This is a genomic window from Alcaligenes faecalis (assembly GCF_005311025.1).
In the GTDB taxonomy this organism is placed as follows: domain Bacteria; phylum Pseudomonadota; class Gammaproteobacteria; order Burkholderiales; family Burkholderiaceae_B; genus Alcaligenes; species Alcaligenes phenolicus.
Genome location: NZ_CP031747.1, coordinates 3,023,176 through 3,043,708, shown reverse-complemented (window position 1 = coordinate 3,043,708; position 20,533 = coordinate 3,023,176). Strand labels below are relative to the sequence as shown.

General features: G+C 54.9%; 16 protein-coding genes. 8 read left to right on the top strand and 8 right to left on the bottom strand.

Annotation, left to right across the window (positions count from 1 at the left end; translation table 11 throughout):
* Positions 1-10 precede the first annotated feature (10 nt).
* Genes pdxK through D0C27_RS13980 form a run of 4 tightly spaced genes read right to left on the bottom strand, consistent with a single transcriptional unit; the run spans position 11 to position 3,634 of the window.
* Positions 11-880 carry a pyridoxine/pyridoxal/pyridoxamine kinase gene (pdxK, locus tag D0C27_RS13995; RefSeq protein WP_035271999.1) on the bottom strand — a complete coding sequence of 290 codons (870 nt, stop codon included), beginning with the start codon at positions 878-880 and terminating at the stop codon, positions 11-13.
* Positions 877-1,599 carry a glutamine amidotransferase gene (locus tag D0C27_RS13990; RefSeq protein ID WP_083053174.1) on the bottom strand — a complete coding sequence of 241 codons (723 nt, stop codon included), beginning with the start codon at positions 1,597-1,599 and terminating at the stop codon, positions 877-879. The genes pdxK and D0C27_RS13990 overlap by 4 nt, the downstream gene beginning before the upstream one ends.
* Positions 1,600-1,631: 32 nt before the next feature.
* Positions 1,632-2,684, bottom strand: coding sequence for a 2Fe-2S iron-sulfur cluster-binding protein (locus D0C27_RS13985; RefSeq protein WP_137431196.1), 1,053 nt, complete (start codon positions 2,682-2,684; stop codon positions 1,632-1,634).
* A complete protein-coding gene (locus D0C27_RS13980) occupies positions 2,681-3,634 on the bottom strand; it encodes an AurF N-oxygenase family protein (RefSeq protein ID WP_137431195.1) in 954 nt (317 codons plus the stop codon). Before D0C27_RS13980 ends, D0C27_RS13985 begins: the two co-directional genes overlap by 4 nt.
* Before the next feature lie 666 nt (positions 3,635-4,300).
* Here D0C27_RS13980 and glyA (D0C27_RS13975) point away from each other — a divergent pair.
* Positions 4,301-5,596 (top strand): serine hydroxymethyltransferase, encoded by a 1,296-nt coding sequence (glyA, locus tag D0C27_RS13975; protein WP_052159405.1) that lies wholly within the window; start codon positions 4,301-4,303, stop codon positions 5,594-5,596.
* An 11-nt stretch (positions 5,597-5,607) separates the two neighbouring features.
* Here the strand turns inward: glyA (D0C27_RS13975) and D0C27_RS13970 are convergent, their stop codons facing one another.
* Positions 5,608-7,113 carry a PLP-dependent aminotransferase family protein gene (locus tag D0C27_RS13970; protein ID WP_137431194.1) on the bottom strand — a complete coding sequence of 502 codons (1,506 nt, stop codon included), beginning with the start codon at positions 7,111-7,113 and terminating at the stop codon, positions 5,608-5,610.
* 126 nt (positions 7,114-7,239) lie between these two features.
* On the opposite strand from D0C27_RS13970, the gene serC reads away from it, so the two are divergent.
* From serC to D0C27_RS13955, 3 genes are all read left to right on the top strand, one after another.
* Positions 7,240-8,322 carry a 3-phosphoserine/phosphohydroxythreonine transaminase gene (serC, locus tag D0C27_RS13965; RefSeq protein ID WP_137431193.1) on the top strand — a complete coding sequence of 361 codons (1,083 nt, stop codon included), beginning with the start codon at positions 7,240-7,242 and terminating at the stop codon, positions 8,320-8,322.
* 73 nt (positions 8,323-8,395) lie between these two features.
* Positions 8,396-9,685: a serine hydroxymethyltransferase gene (gene glyA, locus D0C27_RS13960; RefSeq protein ID WP_137431192.1), complete on the top strand. Its 1,290-nt coding sequence runs from the start codon at positions 8,396-8,398 to the stop codon at positions 9,683-9,685.
* A gap of 53 nt (positions 9,686-9,738) precedes the next feature.
* Entirely contained in the window at positions 9,739-10,524 is a 786-nt protein-coding gene (locus D0C27_RS13955; RefSeq protein WP_115633993.1) for a DUF6216 family protein, read from the top strand.
* 28 nt (positions 10,525-10,552) lie between these two features.
* Here D0C27_RS13955 and queC read toward each other — a convergent pair whose 3' ends face one another.
* From queC to D0C27_RS13940, 3 genes are all read right to left on the bottom strand, one after another.
* Entirely contained in the window at positions 10,553-11,266 is a 714-nt protein-coding gene (gene queC, locus D0C27_RS13950; protein WP_137431191.1) for a 7-cyano-7-deazaguanine synthase QueC, read from the bottom strand.
* Positions 11,263-11,937, bottom strand: coding sequence for a 7-cyano-7-deazaguanine/7-aminomethyl-7-deazaguanine transporter (locus D0C27_RS13945; RefSeq protein ID WP_022983354.1), 675 nt, complete (start codon positions 11,935-11,937; stop codon positions 11,263-11,265). The genes queC and D0C27_RS13945 overlap by 4 nt, the downstream gene beginning before the upstream one ends.
* Positions 11,938-12,187: 250 nt before the next feature.
* Positions 12,188-12,853 (bottom strand): TetR/AcrR family transcriptional regulator, encoded by a 666-nt coding sequence (locus tag D0C27_RS13940; protein WP_035272014.1) that lies wholly within the window; start codon positions 12,851-12,853, stop codon positions 12,188-12,190.
* Between the two features lie 465 nt (positions 12,854-13,318).
* Here D0C27_RS13940 and D0C27_RS13935 point away from each other — a divergent pair, with 465 nt between their 5' ends.
* The 4 genes from D0C27_RS13935 (at position 13,319) to rbbA (ending at position 20,533) form a co-directional block, all read left to right on the top strand.
* Positions 13,319-15,073: a PHA/PHB synthase family protein gene (locus D0C27_RS13935; RefSeq protein ID WP_137431190.1), complete on the top strand. Its 1,755-nt coding sequence runs from the start codon at positions 13,319-13,321 to the stop codon at positions 15,071-15,073.
* Positions 15,074-15,209: 136 nt separating this feature from the next.
* The gene (locus D0C27_RS13930) at positions 15,210-16,715 is read left to right on the top strand and encodes an efflux transporter outer membrane subunit (protein ID WP_137431189.1); all 1,506 of its coding nucleotides are present in this window, start codon (positions 15,210-15,212) and stop codon (positions 16,713-16,715) included.
* Complete coding sequence (locus tag D0C27_RS13925) at positions 16,712-17,791, top strand: HlyD family secretion protein (RefSeq protein ID WP_009459316.1); 1,080 nt, start codon at positions 16,712-16,714, stop codon at positions 17,789-17,791. Before D0C27_RS13930 ends, D0C27_RS13925 begins: the two co-directional genes overlap by 4 nt.
* A 3-nt stretch (positions 17,792-17,794) precedes the next feature.
* The gene (gene rbbA / locus D0C27_RS13920; RefSeq protein ID WP_035272018.1) at positions 17,795-20,533 is read left to right on the top strand and encodes a ribosome-associated ATPase/putative transporter RbbA; all 2,739 of its coding nucleotides are present in this window, start codon (positions 17,795-17,797) and stop codon (positions 20,531-20,533) included.

Sequence of the window (20,533 nt, the reverse complement as noted above, 5' to 3'; positions counted from 1 at the left end):
AAATATTTGCTCAGGCTCGGAAAGGATCTATTGGCAAAATTAATTCCTGATGTCCGGCCTGGCGGGTTAATTCCAACTGATGCAGCACACTGGCACTGGCCGTATGCACCGCAGAATGCAGGTCTGCACCCAAAATCAGATGGGCCAGCAAGGTGGAGGCAAACAGGTCTCCGGTGCCTTTGGCGGCGCAATCCACGCGTGGATGGCTAAGCAGGGTGTCGGCACGCGGCTCCTTGCGGGACATCAATAATTTGATCTGACCATCCTGCCAGGAGTCGGGGGCGGCGCTGGTGGCAATGACCCATTCGGTCCGGCCATTTAGCAAGGCGTGCGCGGCACTGGAACTGCCCTGGATGGTGTCGCAAGGCTGTTGGGACAGCAAGGACAGCTCGTAATTATTGGGGGTCAGGCCCGTGGCCAGCGGCAGCAAGGTTTCGTGATAGGCGGGGATCAGCGCCGGGTCTACGTAGACGCCTACATCCAGATCGCCGATGACCGGGTCCACTATCACCAGAGTGTCAGGGTGCTCTTGCAGCAACGCTTTTAACCAGCGCGCAATGATGACGGCTTGATTGGCGCTGCCCAGATAACCGATCAGGACAGCGCGTACCTTGTCCAGCGCACCGCGCAAGACCAGATCATTCAGAAAGCCTTCCAGCCATTCATCGGGGACAGCACCGCCGTGCACCGTGGGGTATTGCGGGTTGTTGCTGAGCAACACGGTGGGAACGGCGGCCACTTTAAAGCCATGTCTACGCAAAGTCGGGCCGGCAACATTGTTGCCCACCCGACCGTAGACGACTTGAGACTGAATCGAAACGACATCCACATGGTAGGGATGTCGTTCACGATCGACAAACGTTACAGCAGCAGTGTTCATGCAGTGCAATCAGCGGAACTGGCCTGTTTAAGTTGGCTGAGCCAGCTGGTCAGGACCGTAGCGGCAGCGGCGTGCAGGCGTTTTTGTACCGCCATGGCTTCCAGACGCAGCATTTGCGGATCGATATCAGCTTGTCCCAGTTCGTTGGCATGACCAACCAGCCAGCGTTCCAGCTTGCTGGTGTCGGCTTCCAGGTGAAATTGCAGGCCCAGTACTTGGGTTCCGAAGGAGAAGGCCTGATTGGGGCCTACGTCCGTGCTGGCCAGGTGAATGGCTCCGTCAGGAATATCGAACTGATCCCCGTGCCAGTGCAGGACGGGAATGCCGCTAACGGCGGCCAGGGGCGATTCTTTGCCCGCTTCGCTCAGTTTCAACGGAGAGAAACCGATTTCTTTCACACCCAGGGGGTAGACATTGGCACCCAGGGCGCGCGCAATCAGTTGTGCGCCCAGGCAAATGCCCAGCAAAGGTTTGCCTGCCAGCAAGAACTTGTTGATCAGTTCCAGCTCATCAGACAGGAAGGGGTAAATCTTTTCGTCGTAGGCGCCGATTGGCCCGCCCAATACAACCAGCAGGTCAGCGTCCTGTTCACCCACGTGACGCAGTGACTCGACGGAAGGGTCAATGTATTGAACTTGGTAGCCCTGTTCGATCAGAACAGGTTCCAGTGTGCCCAAGTCTTCAAAATGGATATGACGCAGTGCGATGACTTTCTTCATAAGAGGTTCTTTCAATCCAGATGGTAAGGATGTCAGCTCGTGGTACCGATGTCTACATTAATGGCACCCGATAAGGGGAAGGTGCAACATGCCAGTGCATGGCCCTGGGCCTTGTCCTGGTCGCTCAGGCAAAAATCCGGTTCAGAGCGGTACTCGCCCTCCGAAATCTGTACCCGGCACGCGCCGCAGATGCCCGAGCGGCATTGACTGCGAATAGGCACATCGGCGGCCTCCAGCATTTCCAGCAAGCTGCTGCCCGGTTCAGGCGAGAGCGTTTGCCCGGTGCTGCGTACATTGATTTGCAAGGGCGCGCTGCCTGCTTCAGGTAGGATTTCCACGCCGGAACTGGCGGGCGGGGAAAAAGCCTCGATCAACATGTGCGAGATGGGGTGAGCCTGAAGGGTGTATTCGCGCAAGGCCTGGGCAAAACCGTGGCTGCCGCAAATCACGACGGCCTGTGGGTCTTTTAACTGCTCCATATTTTCAAAAGAGGGGCGACCCACTTTGAAATGAGCGCTTTCGCGAATCTTTTCCTGCGTGACAAACACGGTCAGCGTGAACCAGCTGGTGCCCAGATCCAGTTGCAGCAGTTCATGCAGGAAGGGAATGTCGGCAATACGGGCAATACTGAGGAGCAAATGTACTTGTGGTACAGGCAAGCCGTCCTGGGCTCGCGCCGCCAACTCACGCAGCAAGGCAATGGGCAGGGTAATGCCAATGCCGCCTGCGATCATGGCGATACGCTCGTAACCCACAATAGAGTTCACCGAGATTTCACCCGCCACATATTGCAGGGGCACACTCATGCCCTCGCGCAAGGTGGCGTGCAAGTGATCGGAAACACTATTGCGCCCCGACCCTTTTACGGCAATTTCAATCAGGTCTGGATCGGCCACACGAGTGATCGAATACATACGCTGTTGAATGGTGCCGCCGGTATCGGGGTAGCTCAGGGCGACGTGCTTGCCTGCCTGCAAGGCTTGCAGAAAATCAAAATGGCCGCCCTGCACCCGCAAGGTAAACACTTTGACGTTTCCGGCCTCGGGGCGAACGGTCTCGCAGCGCGCCTGAATCATGGCTGTCATTGCAGCGCCTCCTGTTGTTCGGCCTCGGCAGGAGCCTTGCCGGACTTGCTGTTCAGGCCAATGCGCTCGATCAGGCTTTCTACCGAGCCGGTGTACACGCCAATTTCGTTGGAGTCGCCGGTGTCGTGCAAAATGTCGCGGGCATGGGGGAAATTCACCATGGAGAAGACTTTTTCCCAGGCGCCCATTTCATTGTTGGCGAACATTTCTACGGTGCGCAAAATAACGGCGCGCATATGCTCGCGCTCTTTCTGGCTCAGTCCGTGAATGATGTCCGACGCCACAAAGCTGAACACGCTGGAGTGGCTCCACTCGTCCATGGCATGGGTGCGGGTAACTTCATGGCACACGGTCTGGATGCTCTTGTCCTCGGCCATGGTCTTCAGGTAGTCGGTAATCAGGGTCTCGGATGCGCAGGCAATGGCAAAGCGGGTCAGACGACGCTCGGATTCGGAACTGCATTGGCTCAGGATGTCATTGCGCCACTGCACCAGGTTGAAATTGGTGAAATCCAGGGGCGTCAGACCGCGCATGGAGTAGATGTAGTTGCAGGCCATGATGGACATGCGAGTGTGCAGGGCCTCGTCCAGCAAGGCCTGGGACATCACGTCTTGCAGCAGATTGCGGTTGGCGCTTGGGGGCGGGGTCTTGATGATGTCTTCGCAAGAAGGCGTGACCACGTTGCACTCAACGTAAATGGTCTTCAGGTTGTAAATGCCCCAGGCATAGGACAAGCACTGCGATTTCAATTCTTCAGGAGCTTCCAGCCAGGCCTGATGCTCGCGAAAAGGCAGCAGGCATTCGCTGAAATCGGCCTTGTTGGGATCGAAAGCCAGATTGTTGTAGTCAGGCAGTTCCTGATTCACGGCAGCCCGGTTTTTCCAAAGTACCGACAGTTTTTGCAGCATATTACGTACGGCGTCATCAGTTTCGTAGCTTTTGATTGTCATTTCAAACTTCCTTGCTGTTGATTGCGATCTGTTCGAAATGAACAGGTCGTTTCTTTATTTCACCTATCTTTATTTCCAAATGGAAAATCGCAGGCTTAAAAGGATTTGCCGATTCTTATGGACAAGGCCCAAAAAAATCCCGTTGCCGGGTTTCTTGAACCGTGGGGATCAGCGTGGTTGAACTGCCGTTAAAGCAATGGCGTTTCCTGTAGTCGTGGGAAAACTGGGGATGTTTTTTATCGTGCACAGATTGAGAAAGGTGATAATCTGCTTGAGCGTTTAGAAGTATGGGTGTTGAGTATTCGTTGGCTGCATTCTAATGATCCTATGACAATAAATGACAGACCATTTCAAGATCATTTGACAGACCACTTAATAATAAAAATTTGAATCTTGTTTTAATTCTTGATCAGGATAATCGGGATTGGCGTTCTCTCTGTGTTTCAGAGGATTTTAAATTCTTTATGCTTTGAATGTTTATTCAAATAACAATAATTAAAAGTGGTCTGGTGAATTAATTTTTAATGGACTGTTTTATAGGTCGATAAACAGAATAGGATGTTTATCTTTCGCCCTTGGAGTCCGTGCGTCCAGGGCAGCACTTTTGCCTGGTATCGGGCAATGAGCCACGACCCTATCGTGGCTAATCTCTAAACAGGAACTCCCATGAAGAGTCTTGCCGGTGGCGACACCCCCCACCAGCCTCTGGCGGGTTCGCAATTTCTACAGCAAAGTGATCGCAATCTTTGGGACATCATCGAAGCCGAACGGCGTCGCCAACAACACACCATTGAGCTGATCGCTTCCGAGAATTACCTGAGCCGCTCCGTTTTGGACGTGCAGGGCTCCTTGCTCAGCAACAAGCAGGCGCAAGGCTATCCTGGGCAACGGATTTACGGCGGGTGCGAACAAGCCGATCAAACCGAAGAGCTGGCTATCGAGCGGGCCAAGTCGGTTTTTGGGGCCTCTTACGCCAATGTGCAGGCGCACTCGGGCAGCCAGGCCAATCTGGCGGTGTATCTGGCCTTGCTCTCGCCGGGCGACACGATTCTGGCGCTGGATCAAAGTGCGGGCGGGCACCTTAGCCACGGTTCGCATTTCAATGTGTCCGGACGCTGGTTTCAGACTTGCTCGTATGGAGTGGATCGTCAAACGCAGTGGGTCGATATGGACGAGGTTCGTGCCCTGGCCCACAAGGAACGGCCACGGTTGATCATTGCCGGAGGTTCGTCCTATTCACGTACGCCAAATTTTGCCGAATTCAGAAATATCGCCAATGAAATCAACGCTTATTTAATGGTGGATTTGGCCCACGGCGCGGGGCTGGTGGCGGCCGGTCTGATGGAATCACCTGTCAAACATGCCCATGTCACGACCTTTTCCACACATGGCACCTTACGCGGACCGCGTGGGGGGATTATCTTGAGCAATGAGCCCAAGCTGGCCGAGCGCTTAAGTCAGGCCGTATATCCAGGGCTGCAAGGCGGGCCTTTGCTGAACATTCTGGCCGCCAAGGCGGTGGCTTTGGGTGAAGCAATGAGTCCGTCCTATAAAGCCTATGCCCAATCCGTCATCATCAATGCGCGCAGCTTGTGTCGCCGCTTGTCCGAAGGTGGGCTGACGGTGGTGTCAGGGGGAACAGACTGTCATTTTGGTGTGGTGGATTTGCGCCCTTGGGGGCTGTCCGGGCCTTTGGTGGAGCAGGTTCTGGCTCAGCTGGGCATTAGCTTGAGTAAACACCGTGTGCCGTATGAGCAAGCCTCTGGCGCCTACTCGGGGGTACGGGTCGGCAGTGCCGCCTGTACGACTCGCGGTTTGGGTGAAGATGATTTCAAAGAAATTGGCGACATGATTCTGGCCTTGCTGGGCGGGGTGCGCAGTGGTTCGCGCAATCCCCGCACCGAGAATGCCATTTTGGAAGGGGTCGCAGACCTGAACCGGCGATACCCCTTGATGTACTGATTTTTCCCGGCTCAGCCTTTGCCCTGACGCAGAGCGTTGGCCAGACGCAACATGGCGGACTCGATCTCGTAGGCGGTCAGGGAGGCATAGCCCAGCAGCCAGCCCTGTTGTTTTTCTTCACCAATGTACAGACGGCTCAAACCCGGCAGTTGAACGCCAGCACTCAAGGCGCGGCGCAGCGTGTGTTCTTCTGACCAGCCCGGCTCCAGAAAGCAGGGAATCTGCAAACCGCCTTCAGGTCGGGCCGCACGAACGATTCCTTGCAAGTGCTGCTCGATGGCTTCCAGCATGATCTCCCGCCGCCCGGCATACAGCTTGCGCATGGCGCGAATATGCGAGTTGTAATGTCCGTCTTCCATAAAACGCGCCAGCGTCAGCTGCAGGATTTGCGGTGTGTGACCATCCATGATGCTGCGTGCCTGGGTGAAGGGTTTGACCAGCTCGGGTGGCAGGGCCATATAGCCCATGCGCAGGCCTGGATACAGGGTTTTGCTGAAAGTGCCCAAGTAAATTGTGCGTTGGTATTTATCCAGCCCCTGCACACACGCCGTGGGTAAGCCGTCGTAATGAAATTCGCTGTCGTAGTCGTCTTCCATAATCCAGCGGCCATTTTCAGCCGCCCAGTGTATGAGCTCCAGACGACGTTCCAGGGACATGGTGGCCCCGGTGGGGTACTGGTGCGAGGGCGTCACGTAAATGCAGTTCGCGCCGCAGCGATCTTCATTCAGCAGATCGGTGCGCAAGCCTTGCTCGTCCACGCCAATTGGTACGACACGAGCCTCGGCTGCTTCAAAGGCTTTGCGGGCGCCGAAGTAGCCAGGATTTTCAACCAGAATAGGTTTGCCAGCATCGACCAGTAATTGCGCGCACAGAAACAAGGCCTGGCGCGTGCTGCTCAGAATCAAAATCTGATCAGCGGAGACCTTCGCACCACGCTCCAGATTCAGGTACACGGCAATCGCTTTACGCAGGGACTCGGTGCCTTGCGGATCGCCATGCAGCAGGATGTTGGCTCGATAGTCTTTCATGGCCTGACGCTGCAGGCGTTCCCACACATCGGTGGGGAAGTTGCGGGTTTCCGGCAGGCCAGTGGCAAAGGCCTTGATGGTCTGTTGATCGGCAATGCCGCCACTTTCAAACACGGCGCGACCCCGACGGCTTAAGCCCGTACCGGGTTCCATTACGCTGCGTTTCAGATCCTGGGCTTTGATGCGGCGATAGGCACTGCCGCGCAGCTCCGTGCCGACCGACTCGGAAACATAGCTGCCCGAGCCCTCGCGCCGCACGATAAAGCCGTCTCGATGCAGTTGAACATAGGCGTTTTCAACCGTATCGCGGGCCATGCCCAAGGATTTGGCCAGGGAGCGTGTGGCAGGCAGCTTGACCCCCGGACCCAGGGCGCCATCCAGAATCAATGCCCGCAAGGCACGCTGAATGCGCTGGTGAAGATCCAGGGATTGAAGTTCGTCATCGTTAAGACGCATCTTCAAGGTGTCCAGTTCAAACGAACGCGTCATGCGGTCTGCTCCAGAGAATATTAATGGTCTGACTAGTCAGACCATTGTGCTCGTAGACTTGATTGTCATTGCCGAAATAGGGGGGGCCTGTTCCGGCGTTCAGGTTTGTACAGGATCTCAGCAAGTATGTCCCGACCCTTTAATTTCAGCGCAGGGCCCAGCGCCTTGCCAATGGATGTTCTATTGCAAATACGTGATGAGCTGCTTGATTTTGCGGGCACAGGGGTGTCCGTGATGGAAATCAGCCATCGTTCCCAGCCTTTCATGGATTTTGCCCATCGTACCGACGCCGCTGTGCGTCGTGTTCTGGCCGTGCCAACGGACTATCACGTCTTGCTCCTGCAAGGAGGGTCGTACCTGCAGTTTTCTCAAATACCGATGAACTTGCTTCATCAAGCAAACACAGCGGACTATATACATACGGGTTTATGGTCGGAACAGGCGGCTAATGCCGCCAAGCAATATGGGAATGTCGAAATCGTAGCCAGTTCTTATGAAACTGGATTTGATCGTATTCCCGAGATTAATGAATCTAATATTAATCGGGATGCAGCGTACTTGCATTACACAGAGAACGAAACTGCACAGGGCTTGCAATTTTCAAAACCACCTGTTTCACCTATTCCCTTGGTGTGTGATGCTTGCTCCAGCTTGATGTCAAAACCGATTGATGTCTCGGCTCACGATTTGATTTATGCCTCGGCCCAGAAAAATATGGGAATTGCCGGTGTTACGCTGGTATTACTTAATCCTGCTATTTTAGACAGGCCTTTGGCAAATACGCCACAAGCTTTGGATTTTTCCATTCAAGCAAAAAAGCAATCGCTATTAAATACACCGTCAACCTTTTCCTGGTATGTGCTGGGTTTGATGCTGGAATGGATAGAGCGTGTTGGTGGAATAGAAGTATTGCACAAAATAAATAAGAAAAAATCGCAGCTGCTCTATGAGCTTATTGATAGCAGTGATGGTTTCTATATCAACAATGTTTTGCCTGACTATCGATCCATCAATAATGTCCCATTTCATATTGCTGAAACTGATTTAGATATTTTATTTGTTGAAGAAGCGCAAAAGAATGGTTTTCACGGCTTGAAGGGCCATCAGTCAACGGGGGGCTTGCGCGCCAGCATCTACAACGCCGTCACCTTGGATGCGGTACAGGCGCTGGGAGAGTTCATGCGCGAGTTCAAGCGCACGCACGGTTAGGGCGTGCGCCTGCTTTGCAAGGCGGCCGAGCAAGTAGCCGCGACGAGGGTAGAAATTTTTTTAAGGAAAAGCGATGTACGACAACACACTCAGCCTGGCTGAATTCGACAAGGAATTGGCTCAGGCCATTCAGGGCGAAGAAAGCCGTCAGGAAGATCACGTAGAACTGATTGCCTCGGAAAACTACGCCAGCCCTTTGGTGATGCAGGTTCAGAACTCCGTGTTTACTAACAAATACGCCGAGGGTTACCCGGACAAGCGTTACTACGCCGGTTGTGAATTTGTAGATGTAGCCGAACGTCTGGCTATCGAGCGTCTGAAAGCGGTGTTCGATTGTGATTACGCCAACGTACAGCCTCATGCTGGAGCGCAGGCTAATACTGCTGTGTTCCTGGCTTTGCTCAAACCGGGCGATACGGTGATGGGGATGAACCTGGCTCAGGGTGGTCACCTGACCCACGGTAACCCCATCAATATTTCCGGGCGTCTTTACAACATTGTTCCTTACGGCGTTGATACCCAAACCGGGCTGATCGATTACGACGAAATGGAGCGCATTGCTATCGAGACCAAGCCCAAAATGCTGATTGGTGGTTTCTCCGCCTATTCGCGTGTGAAGGATTGGGCGCGTATGCGCCAGATTGCCGACAAGGTCGGTGCCTGGTTCTGGGTGGATATGGCCCACGTAGCTGGTCTGGTGGCGGCGGGTGAGTACCCCAGCCCCTTGCCACACGCCCATGTGGTCACCAGCACAACGCACAAAACTCTGCGCGGTCCACGTGGTGGCGTGATTATGGCTAAAGGGCAAAGCGAAGATTTCTACAAACGCCTGAATTCCGCTGTATTCCCAGGCGTGCAAGGCGGTCCCTTGATGCACTTGATTGCGGCCAAAGCCATTGCTTTCAAAGAGGCTTTGCAGCCGGAATTCCGTACCTATCAGCAAAACGTGGTGCGTAATGCTCGCGCCATGGCGGCGGTACTGATGCAGCGTGGTCACAACATCGTGTCAGGCGGGACGGATAACCACATGATGCTGATCAACTTGTCGACCAAGCCCTACACCGGGCAAGAGGCCAGCGATGCCTTGGCAGATGCCTATATCACCGTGAACAAGAACTCGGTGCCCAATGATCCCCGTTCGCCCATGGTGGCCTCGGGTATTCGTATCGGAACGCCGGCTGTAACGACACGTGGCTTTACGGTGGAGGACTGCGAGCAGCTGGCGCATTACTTGTGTGATGTGCTTGATGCTTATGAGGCTGGCACTCTAGATAAGGTCAAGCACGAGATCCGCGAAAAAATTGTGAGTCTGTGCCGAAGCTATCCGGTGTATCAGGTGCAGACGGAGCCAGCGCAGCTTTGATTTGATTAATTTTTTTATAGGAGCCCAGCCGCTTTGGTGGTTGGGTTTTTTTTATGATTGAAATCGCTGTGGACTTGAGTGGTCGTATCTTGGTTGGTTTTTACTTCACGGTGGCTTTTTTAGGATATTTGATTTTTAAGTTAAAAGGTGCCCATTTCGTTCTTATGGATTATTTATGGTCATTTTTTAATAAAGAAAATTATTATCATGATTTTTTGGAAAAGGAACGTAGAGACAATTTGGATGTAGAACGGTTTAAGTTGATGTTTGGCGTGAAAGGTGTGCAGTCTATTGATTCGGTACAAAGGGCTGTGCGGTGGTCCAAGCGCTTGTCTGTCTCTTTACGAGAATTAGGTAAAGCTGGCAAGTGGGTAGATTGGGATAAGCAAGAGGTCACGGAGCCGACGAAGTGCTATGGGGGAGGTGTTTTTGGAGCCGCTTTATTAGTGCTTATGCTGCTCATTATGTCAGTTGGCTTTTCATTAAGCTCCAGGGTTCTGGTGCAATTTAAAGAAAGTAAAGTCTGGGCATGGCAAGGTGAAGATTACTTCAGTGCATTTCCGCTAACAAATGAGCAGGATTGGGTTCTTCGGAAAAAAGATTGCTTTGGTGGTTTTAAAGGGGCGGATTTACCGTTGAGTCCGGATGAAATTGATTATATGTGTATGAATATGGGTAGTGAGAGTTATTTGAAGAGTTTTCGCTCAGGGATGGCTGCTCAGAAATATTTTGGAGTTTTTTCTTTTTTTGTTTTTCTTTATTTTTTAATTGTTTTTAAAATTGAACTTTCATCTTTTTCAACCGCTTCTCGAGTACACAAGTTGGTCAATAAGCCGTAGTTGGTTTCTGGGGTAGGGAATTGGGGGCTTAGCCCCACAGCTTCCAATCTCCATACCCCTTCGCCCGCAGCTCACAAGCCGGGCATTGCCCGCAGCCATATCCCCAGTCATGCAGGGTTTCCCGCTCGTTCTGGTAGCAGGTATGGCTGTCTTCCTGAATTAGCTTCACTAAAGCATCCGAGCCCAACTGGTGGGCCAGCTCCCAGGTATCTGCTTTATCCAGCCACATCAGTGGTGTTTCCACGGTCAGTGGGCGCTCGATCCCCAGGCTTAATGCCACCTGCAGTGCTTTCAGCGTGTTGTCGCGGCAGTCCGGGTAGCCCGAGTAATCAGTTTCGGACATACCGCCAACCAGCGTATCCAGTCCCCGACGGTAGGCCAGGGCGCCAGCCAGGGTAAAGAACAGCAGGTTTCGACCCGGCACAAAGGTATTGGGCAGACCATCTTCCTGCATGGCGATAGTCATGGATTCAGTCATGGCGCTGCCGCCTATCTGAGCCAGGACGCTGGCATCGAGCACATGGTCTTGCCCCAGGCGCTCTGCCCAGTGCGGGAACTGCTGGTAAAGCTTGTCTCTTAGTGTTTGTCGACACTGCAATTCCGCATGGTTGCGTTGGCCGTAGTCAAAGCCCACGGTTTCTACAAAGGCAAAGCGGTCCAAAGCCCAGGCCAGACAGGTGGCTGAATCCTGTCCGCCCGAAAAGAGAACCAGTGCCCGGCGGCGGGGAGTGTGCGGCTTCATGCTTTGACCTGTGCGGTGCTCAGGGCGCGGCGCTTCATGGTGCTGATCAGGGAATTGAGCAGTACGCCATACATGGGTACAAACAGCAGCAGGCTGACGCCCAGTTTGATGACGTAATCGACGACGGCGATCTCGCCCCAGTGTTCGGCCATGAAGGGATTGCTGCTGTGCCAGAAAGCGATGCCGAAAAAGGCCAAGGTATCCAGTGCCTGCCCAAAGATCGAGGCGGCCGCTGGAGCAAGCCACCATTGTTTGTAGTCGCGACGGATGCGATCAAAGACCTGTACATCCAGCAGTTGCCCTAATACATAAGCGGCAAAGCTGGCCAAGGCAATACGGAACACAAAGCTGTTGAATTCGCCCAGTGCTTGCAAGCCGTTGAACTGGCCTTCATTAAAAAGCACCGAGACCACATAAGAGGCGATCAGGGCTGGAAACATCGCGCGGGTAATCACGCGGCGCGCTTCGGACTTGCCCATCAAGCGGACGGTCAGGTCGGTAGCCAGAAAAACAAAGGGAAAGCTGAAGGCTCCCCAGGTGCTATGAAAGCCGAATAGTTCAATAGGAAGTTGAACCAGATAATTGCTGGCAATCACAATAAAAATGTGAAAGGCAATCAGAAGTCGCACGTAGAACGACAGCCGTGAAGACGGCACGGTAGGCAGAGTCATGTCTGGACCTTTTTGGTGGATGGGGTGAGGGAACCCATTGGAAATGGACTGCAACCGACTATTGTACGGTCAGTTGCGGTTCGATGGAATGGTTGTTGCCCGCAAGTGTAGCGTGTGCATCAGACGCGCTTATACGTCTGCCTTGATGAGGCTTATGGCACAAAAAAGGGGTAGGGGGCTTGCAGAGGCTCAAACAAGCCCGCTTGCCAAAGCAAACGAACTTGTTTGGCTCGTTCTTGATGAGCAGCCCTTAGGCCGATGCAGGTTGCAGGCACTCTATCAGCAAGCGCTTGTGCAACTGGTGTACTTCTTCAAAGGGCACGGGCGAGTTCTGTGGTCCCAGAACCAGCAAAACCATCAGCCACATCAGGGAGGGAGAGGCGGCCAGGATGTAGTCGGAGGAACTGACGTCGGGGCGGATGAGACCTCGCTGGATGCCCAGTTCAAAAAACGCCTGATTGGCGGTGTAGTTCTGGCTCAGGAGCTGTTTGCCCCAGTAATGGGCCAGATCCGGCACGCGGCCACTTTCTGTCATCAAAAGCCTGAACATGGCTTGCACGTCCGGGTTGGACAGGCGTTCATACAACTGGTGCAGGTACTCATCCACGATACAGGACAGGGTGTCTGCCTCGGAGGTATCGGATAACTCAAAGGTATTGCCATCAGGCGGCAGCAGAGTGCTGTGGAGCATGTCCTCGAACACTTCATCTTTGCTGCTGTAGTGCGCGTAGATGCCGGACTTGGATATCCCGGCGCGCGCGGCGATGCGCTCCAGCGAAGTACCCAGAAATCCCCGATGAGAAAACTCTTCAAAAGCGGCTTTCAGGATTTCGCGTTTGCGCTCAGCTGACGGTAAGTAACGTCGCTTGTTTGTGCTTTCGTTTTTAGGAGGTTTATTTTGGTGCGTGTCTGTCATGTCATCCTGTGGGGATGGGCAAGATATGGGGCTTGCAGTATATCAGGCCACTTGTCCCAGGCCGATGGCAAGCCAGCCTGGCTGCGGCTTGAGGGCTTGACGAGGGGCTGTGCTTGTTTTGTCACATTGCTGTGGAAATAATAGTTGTGCCATGAGTCTGGGTTACCGCTTGTTTCACTGGATTGCATCGCCTTTGTTTTTTTTAAAAGCCTGAGTTTTTTAGTGAGGCTTTATTTGTTTTTTCACTTGTTTTTATTTCCCTATTCCATAACAGGCACGGTATAACAACAAATGTGGCTGAGGCTGGTCGTTTTTTATCTGCCATGAACTTGATCTAACGCAAAGGTTTTTTATGGCTCTTTATTAAAAGGCCTGCATACAAAAAGTTTAGATGTAAACTGGTGTATTATTAAAAAGACTAAGCAGTCGTATCTGCTTTTTGTATGTACTTTTTGCGGAGTGGCAATGGTTAGCAGGCAGTCCCTTGATCAGACTGAGCAGTTAGACGCATCCGCACGAGCCGCCTGGGCTCGTATCTGGAGTTCCATCTCCCCCGAATCGCAGTTTCTTGCCTGGATGGACTGGATACGTCATCTGGCCCTTAGCCCTGGCAAACAAGAACAGTTGCGGCAGTTGGCGCAAAGCCAATGGGAACAGCTATTTCGTGAATGGAGCGAGGAGCTGGCCGCATCGGCCCAGTCGTCTTTGCAAACCTCAGAGCAAGCTGCAGCGCCTGCCTATACCGACCGCCGCTTTTCGGACCCCGCCTGGGATCGTTGGCCTTTTAATTTGCTGCGACAAACCTATCAGGCGCAGCAGCAGTGGTGGCAAAGTGCCACGGAAGGCGTAGCCGGTGTGGAGCCTCATCATCAAAAACTGATTGCCTTTGGTGCAGAGCAATGGTTGAACATGCTCAGCCCCAGCAACTTTGCCTGGACCAACCCCTTGGTGTGGGATAAAACCCTTGCAGAACAGGGGGATAACTTCAGCCGTGGCCTGGAGAACTGGCAGCAGGATATGCAGGCCCAGTTCGCGGGTGAACCGCCCGTAGGCACCGAAGATTTTGTGGTCGGCAAGGATGTGGCGGCCACGCCGGGCAAGGTGGTACTACGTAACGAGCTGGTGGAACTGATCCAGTACACGCCTTCTACCAAGCAGGTCCATCCAGAGCCTGTGCTGATCGTTCCGGCCTGGATCATGAAGTACTACATCCTGGATCTGTCCGAACAAAATTCCCTGATCAAATACCTGGTGGATCAAGGCCACACGGTGTTTTGCCTGTCCTGGAAAAACCCGCTTGCCGAAGATCATGCCTTCGGGATGGACGACTACATTCGCCTGGGCTGGAAGGCCAGCCTGGATGCTGTCAACGCCATTGTTCCCGGCCAGAAAATCCACGCCACCGGCTATTGCCTGGGCGGCACCTTGCTGGCGACTGCCGCGGCTGCCATGGCACGCGATGGAGACGACAGGCTTGCGTCCCTGACGTTCTTTGCGGCCCAAACCGACTTTTCCGAGCCGGGCGATTTGTCCCTGTTCATTGACGAAAGTCAGGTCAGCCTGCTGGAAGCTCAGATGGCCGACGAGGGCTATTTGCGCGCCAATCAGATGGAAGCCGCTTTTCAAATGCTGCGCTCCGCTGATTTATTGTGGGCGCCCATGGTTAATAAATATTTATTGGGGGAACGCCGCCCCTTGAACGATTTAATGGCCTGGAATGCAGACGCCACGCGTATGCCCGCGACCATGCATTCGCAATATTTGCGCCGCATGTATTTGAATAATGATTTAAGTCAAAACCGTTATCCGGTTGAAGGCCGTATCGTTTCTCTGGCGCAAGTTAATTTGCCTATTTTTTGTGTCGGTACTGTTTCCGATCACGTTGCCCCCTGGCGCTCTGTTTACAAGTTGCATTATCTGGTGCCTGCCGAAATCACCTTTGTCTTGACCACAGGTGGGCATAACGCCGGGATTGTCAGCGAACCGGGCCATCCGCGTCGCAAATATCAGATTCAGACCCGCGCAGCAGGCACTGCGCCTGTTCTGGTGGACGACTGGCAGGCAAAAGCCGCCTCGCATCAGGGCTCCTGGTGGCCCGCCTGGACGGAATGGCTCAAGGCGCGCTCGGGAGCGGAGGTGAAACCACCGCAAATGGGTGCCGCCAAACAGGGCTACGCTCCAATCGGCCCGGCTCCCGGTCAATACGTATTAGTGAAGTAAGCAGTCAGTTCATACAAGCTCGCTAAATGGTGAGCTTGTCGCTCTGTTTGATGTCGGCGATAGGTGCAAAGCCCATCGCTGACGTGCTGTTTTGCCTTGACGGCAGTTCCCTTTTTCTCATTAGGCATTTTTTCCAATGGCCCCACAGACCTACGATTTGAGTCTCAAGCACCGAAGCGCTGCGCGTCGCCCTCATTTCGCGCTGGCTGCCTTGCTGGTCACCCTGGCGGGTTGTGCCTCGATGGCACCCGATTACGATCAGCCCGCTTCCCCCGTTCCACAGGCTTACTCGGACCTGTCCGCAGGCCCGGCCAATGCGGTGCGAGCGCGTGATCTGGGTTGGCGCGAATACTTTAAAGACCCGGTTCTGAGCAAGCTCATTGAGACTGCGCTGGAAAATAACCGCGATATGCGCGTGGCTGTTTTACGGGTGGACGAAGCCCGTGCCATGCTGAATTTGCAGCGCAGCGAACGCTTTCCTGAATTTACCGTAGGGGGGCAAGCTGCTCGCTCGCGTGTGCCTGGGGACATGAACCCCAGCGGCCAGGCGGTGACAGGTGGTGATTACCGCGCCCAGGTCGGTTTGACCAGTTGGGAGCTGGATTTATGGGGCCGCGTACGTAGCCTGGAAGATGCTGCCTTGCAAGGCTGGCTGGCTACCGAGGCAGGCCGACAAGCCGTGCATGTCGCTTTGGTCTCGCAAGTGGCCAATAACTATATTGTGGTGCGCGAGCTGGACGAACGCGTGCAGATCGCCCGCAAAAGTGTAGAGACTCGTCAGGAGTCTTACCGCATTTTCTCCCGTCGTTATGAAGTTGGCGCAACGTCCAAATTGGATGTGACGCAGGTGCAAACCTTGCTGACGCAGGCTCAGTCCATGCTGGCCCAGCTGGAACAGCAACGTGCGGTGCAACTACATGCCTTGCAACAGCTTCTGGGGGCCGATCCGGGCGTGTCTCCAACCGGTGCGCCTTTGAATGAAAACATCATGTTGGCCGAGCTGTCCCCCGGTTTGCCTTCGGACCTGATGGTCTGGCGTCCCGACATTATTGCGGCTGAACACAAGTTGCGTGCCGCCAATGCCAATATTGGGGCTGCCCGTGCCGCTTTCTTCCCCCGTATTGCCTTGACTGGCAATTTCGGCACCGCCAGCGCCGAGCTGGATGGTTTGTTTGATTCCGGCAGCAAGGCCTGGATGTTTGCTCCGACCATCTCCCTGCCCATCTTTGATGGTGGCCGCCGCAGCGCCAATCTGGACGCCTCCTATGTGCGTCGCGACATGCGCATTGCGGAATACGAGAAAGCTATTCAAACCGCCTTTCGTGAAGTGTCGGACGCCTTGTCGACACGCCACTGGTTAAGCCAGCAGTTGGAAGTTCAGCTGGTCGCCCGCAGCGCCCAGACCGAGCGCGCCCGTCTGGCGCAGATGCGTTACGACAACGGTTCGGCTGCCTATCTGGAAGTGCTGGATGCGCAGCGTGACTTGCTGGATGTGGAGCAGCAAGTGGTGCAAACGCGCCGCGCGCTCCTGGCCAGCCAGATTGCCATGTATAGCGCCTTGGGCGGTGGGCTGGACCCCTCCGAGCCCCTGACCAACACCCATAACTCCTCTAATTCGGATCCATCCTCGAGCCAGCTATGAGCAAACAATCCTCTTTGAAAAAAAACCTTGTTCCTGTCCTAATCGTTGCCGGTGTTCTGGGCCTGGGGTGGTGGGCATGGCAGAAAATGTCCAATACCGGCCCTGGCGCTGGCTTTGTCAGTGGTAATGGCCGTATCGAGGCGACCGAGATTGATATCTCCACCAAGTTTGCCGGACGTATCCAAAGCATCGCCGCCCACGAGGGCGATTTCGTCAAAGAAGGTGAAGTGCTGGCCATCATGCAGCAAGACAGTCTGGAAGCGGCCCGCGATGAAGCTGTGGCTGGTTTGCGTCAGGCTGAAAACAATGTGGCGGCCTCTCAGGCCCAAGTGGCCTTGCGTGAAAGCGATGCCATCGCTGCTAAAGCCTTGATTGGTCAACGTGAGTCGGAACTGGACGCAGCCCAACGTCGTCTGGCGCGTTCCACCACCTTGTCCAAAGAAGGTGCCGCTTCGGCGCAGGAACTGGATGATGACCGTGCCCGCGTGCGTGGTGCTCAGGCTGCGGTAGCTGCTACCAAGGCCCAGGCCAATGCCGCAGAAGCGGCCATTAATGCTGCCAAAGCTCAGCTGATCGGTGCCCAATCTGCCGTGGAGGCCGCCAAGGCTGCTGTGGCCCGTATCGAAGCTGACTTGCGCGACAGTGAGCTGGTCAGCCCCCGCGATGGTCGCGTGCAGTTTCGTGTCGCCCAGCCCGGTGAAGTACTGGGTGCGGGTGGCCGTGTGCTGAACGTGCTGGACCTGTCCGATGTGTACATGACTTTCTTCCTGCCCAGCGAAGTGGCCGGCAAGGTGGCGTTGGGTACCGAGGTGCGTCTGGTGCTGGATGCCATTCCGGACATCCCGGTTCCAGCCACCGTGTCCTTCGTGGCCAGCTCTGCCCAGTTCACTCCCAAGAGTGTGGAAACGGCCTCGGAGCGCCAAAAACTGATGTTCCGCGTCAAGGCCCAGATTGCCCCCGAGCTGTTGAAAAAGCACCTGGAGCAAGTCAAGACCGGCTTGCCCGGTGTGGCCTGGGTAAAGCTGGACCCCAATGCCAGCTGGCCTGAGTCGCTGACTTCCACCTTGACGGAGTAAACCATGCCCAAGCAGCAAGCGGCGGCGGTTGCTCGCGTTGTTGAACTTAGCCAGCGTTATGGCGACACGCTCGCACTGGATCGTTTAAGCCTGGATGTGCCTGCCGCTTGCATGGTCGGACTGATTGGTCCTGACGGCGTGGGCAAGTCCAGCTTGCTGTCCTTGCTGGCGGGCGCCCGTGTGATTCAGGAAGGCCGTATTGAAGTGCTGGGTGGCGATATGGCGGAAAAAAGCCATCGCGACCAGATTTGCCCGCGCATTGCCTACATGCCTCAAGGCTTGGGCAAGAACCTGTATCCCACCTTGTCGGTGGAAGAAAACCTGCAGTTTTTTGGTCGATTGTTCGGGCACGATGCTGCCGAGCGCCGTCGCCGAATTGATGATTTGACGCGCAGCACGGGCCTGCATCCTTTTCTGACACGGCCAGCAGGCAAGCTTTCGGGCGGTATGAAGCAAAAGTTGGGTCTGTGCTGCGCATTGATTCACGACCCGGACTTTTTGCTGCTGGACGAGCCTACTACCGGCGTGGACCCCTTGGCCCGCAAGCAGTTCTGGGATCTGATCGAGCGTATTCGCATCGAACGTCCCAGCATGAGCGTGATTGTCGCCACCGCTTATATGGACGAGGCCCAGCGCTTTGATTGGCTGGTCGCCATGGACGACGGCCAGATTCTGGCAACAGGTTCGCCCAAAGAACTGCTGGAGCGCACGGAAAGCAAGAGTCTGGAGCAGGCCTTTATTCGCCTCTTGCCCGAGGACAAGCGTCAAGGCCACAAGGCTGTAGAAATCCCGCCATTGGATGTGGATGCGGACGATATTGCCATTGAAGCCGAAGGGCTGACGATTCGCTTTGGCGACTTTACCGCCGTTGACAATGTGTCCTTCCGGATACGTCGTGGCGAAATTTTTGGCTTTCTGGGCTCGAACGGCTGCGGTAAATCCACCACCATGAAGATGCTGACGGGGCTGTTGCCTGCCTCCGAAGGTCAGGCCTGGTTGTTTGGCCACGAGGTCGATCCCAAAGACATCGATACCCGCCGTCGTGTGGGCTATATGTCACAGGCTTTTTCCCTGTACAGCGAGCTGACGGTCCGGCAAAACCTGGTGCTGCACGCCCAGTTGTTCCACGTTCCCGAGGACGAGGTGGAAGGCCGTGTGGCGGAAATGGTGGAGCGTTTTGAGCTGGGCCAGATTCTGGACCGTTTGCCCGATGCCATTCCTTTGGGGATGCGCCAGCGCCTGTCCTTGGCGGTGGCCATGGTGCATAAGCCAGAGCTGCTGATCCTGGACGAACCCACTTCCGGTGTGGACCCAGTGGCTCGCGACAATTTCTGGCGCTTGCTGATTGAGTTGTCCCGCCGCGACAAGGTCACGATTTTTATCTCCACCCACTTCATGAACGAGGCCGAGCGTTGCGATCGCATGTCCATGATGCATGCCGGTAAAGTGCTCGATAGCGATACGCCTGCGAACCTGGTGAAAAAGCGCGGCGCCGCTGATCTGGAAGAAGCCTTCATTGGTTATTTGCTGGAAGCCAGTGGCCCCGAGCCTGAAGTAGAACCGGCGACAGAACAAGCGGTGGTGGCAAACGAAGCTCATAGCGAAAAGCGCGAACGCTTCAGCTTGCAGCGTTTGCTGAGCTACACCTGGCGCGAAGCGCTGGAGCTGCGTCGAGATCCGGTGCGAGCCACTTTGGCCTTGGCCGGTTCCCTGATTTTGCTGTTTGTGATGGGGTTCGGGATCACCCTGGACGTAGAGGATTTGCGCTACGCCGTGCTGGACCGCGACCAGACCAGTATCAGCCAGAACTACGCTTTGAACCTGTCCGGCTCGCGCTATTTTCTGGAGCAGGCCCCCTTAACGGATTACCAGGATCTGGACGACAGAATGCGGCGCGGCAAGATTGCGCTGGCGATCGAAATTCCGCCCGGTTTTGGACGTGATGTGCTGCGCGGCAGCAAGCCGGAAATCGCCGCCTGGGTGGACGGTTCCATGCCTACCCGTGCCGAAACCATTCAAGGCTACGTGAAGGCCATGCATCAGCAATGGCTGATTACTCAAGCCAAGGAGCGTCTGGGGGCAGGGGCTTTGGTCGTACCCGCCAGTATTCAGGACCGTTACCGCTACAACCCGGACGTCAAGAGCTTGCCGGCCATGGTGCCTGCCGTGATTCCGGTGCTGCTGCTGATGTTGCCTGCGATGTTGACGGCATTGTCCGTGGTGCGTGAAAAGGAACTGGGTTCCATCATCAACCTGTACGTTACGCCGGTCACCCGAGTGGAGTTTTTGCTGGGCAAGCAGATTCCCTATATCGGCCTGGCGATGATCAACTTTCTGTGCATGTGCCTCTTGGCCATCACGGTGTTCGATGTACCCATCAAGGGCAGCTTCCTGACCTTGAGCGTGGCCACCTTGATGTTTTGCGTGATTTCTACCGGCATGGGGTTGGTGGCTTCCACGGTGACGAAAAGTCAGATCGCGGCCATGTTCTTTGCCATGATCGGCACCATGCTGCCCGCCACGCAATTGTCCGGTTTGCTGAACCCGGTGTCCTCCATGGAAGGGATCAGCCGTTGGGCGGGCGAGATTTATCCGGCTACGCATATGTTCAACATCAGTCGCGGGGTATTTAACAAAGCGCTGACGTTCTCGGATCTGCACGGGGCCTTGTTTGCCTTGTTGCTGGCCATTCCGGTGGTGTTGGGCGCGGCGGTCATGCTGCTGAAAAAGCAGGAGAAGTGA

What these genes read in the sequence shown, in the direction of transcription:
- pdxK (WP_035271999.1), bottom strand. Translation starts at nt 880, where the DNA reads ATGAACACTGCTGCTGTAACGTTTGTCGATCGTGAACGACATCCCTAC.
- D0C27_RS13990 (WP_083053174.1), bottom strand. Translation starts at nt 1,599, where the DNA reads ATGAAGAAAGTCATCGCACTGCGTCATATCCATTTTGAAGACTTGGGC.
- D0C27_RS13985 (WP_137431196.1), bottom strand. Translation starts at nt 2,684, where the DNA reads ATGACAGCCATGATTCAGGCGCGCTGCGAGACCGTTCGCCCCGAGGCC.
- D0C27_RS13980 (WP_137431195.1), bottom strand. Translation starts at nt 3,634, where the DNA reads ATGACAATCAAAAGCTACGAAACTGATGACGCCGTACGTAATATGCTG.
- glyA (WP_052159405.1), top strand. Translation starts at nt 4,301, where the DNA reads ATGAAGAGTCTTGCCGGTGGCGACACCCCCCACCAGCCTCTGGCGGGT.
- D0C27_RS13970 (WP_137431194.1), bottom strand. Translation starts at nt 7,113, where the DNA reads ATGACGCGTTCGTTTGAACTGGACACCTTGAAGATGCGTCTTAACGAT.
- serC (WP_137431193.1), top strand. Translation starts at nt 7,240, where the DNA reads ATGTCCCGACCCTTTAATTTCAGCGCAGGGCCCAGCGCCTTGCCAATG.
- glyA (WP_137431192.1), top strand. Translation starts at nt 8,396, where the DNA reads ATGTACGACAACACACTCAGCCTGGCTGAATTCGACAAGGAATTGGCT.
- D0C27_RS13955 (WP_115633993.1), top strand. Translation starts at nt 9,739, where the DNA reads ATGATTGAAATCGCTGTGGACTTGAGTGGTCGTATCTTGGTTGGTTTT.
- queC (WP_137431191.1), bottom strand. Translation starts at nt 11,266, where the DNA reads ATGAAGCCGCACACTCCCCGCCGCCGGGCACTGGTTCTCTTTTCGGGC.
- D0C27_RS13945 (WP_022983354.1), bottom strand. Translation starts at nt 11,937, where the DNA reads ATGACTCTGCCTACCGTGCCGTCTTCACGGCTGTCGTTCTACGTGCGA.
- D0C27_RS13940 (WP_035272014.1), bottom strand. Translation starts at nt 12,853, where the DNA reads ATGACAGACACGCACCAAAATAAACCTCCTAAAAACGAAAGCACAAAC.
- D0C27_RS13935 (WP_137431190.1), top strand. Translation starts at nt 13,319, where the DNA reads ATGGTTAGCAGGCAGTCCCTTGATCAGACTGAGCAGTTAGACGCATCC.
- D0C27_RS13930 (WP_137431189.1), top strand. Translation starts at nt 15,210, where the DNA reads ATGGCCCCACAGACCTACGATTTGAGTCTCAAGCACCGAAGCGCTGCG.
- D0C27_RS13925 (WP_009459316.1), top strand. Translation starts at nt 16,712, where the DNA reads ATGAGCAAACAATCCTCTTTGAAAAAAAACCTTGTTCCTGTCCTAATC.
- rbbA (WP_035272018.1), top strand. Translation starts at nt 17,795, where the DNA reads ATGCCCAAGCAGCAAGCGGCGGCGGTTGCTCGCGTTGTTGAACTTAGC.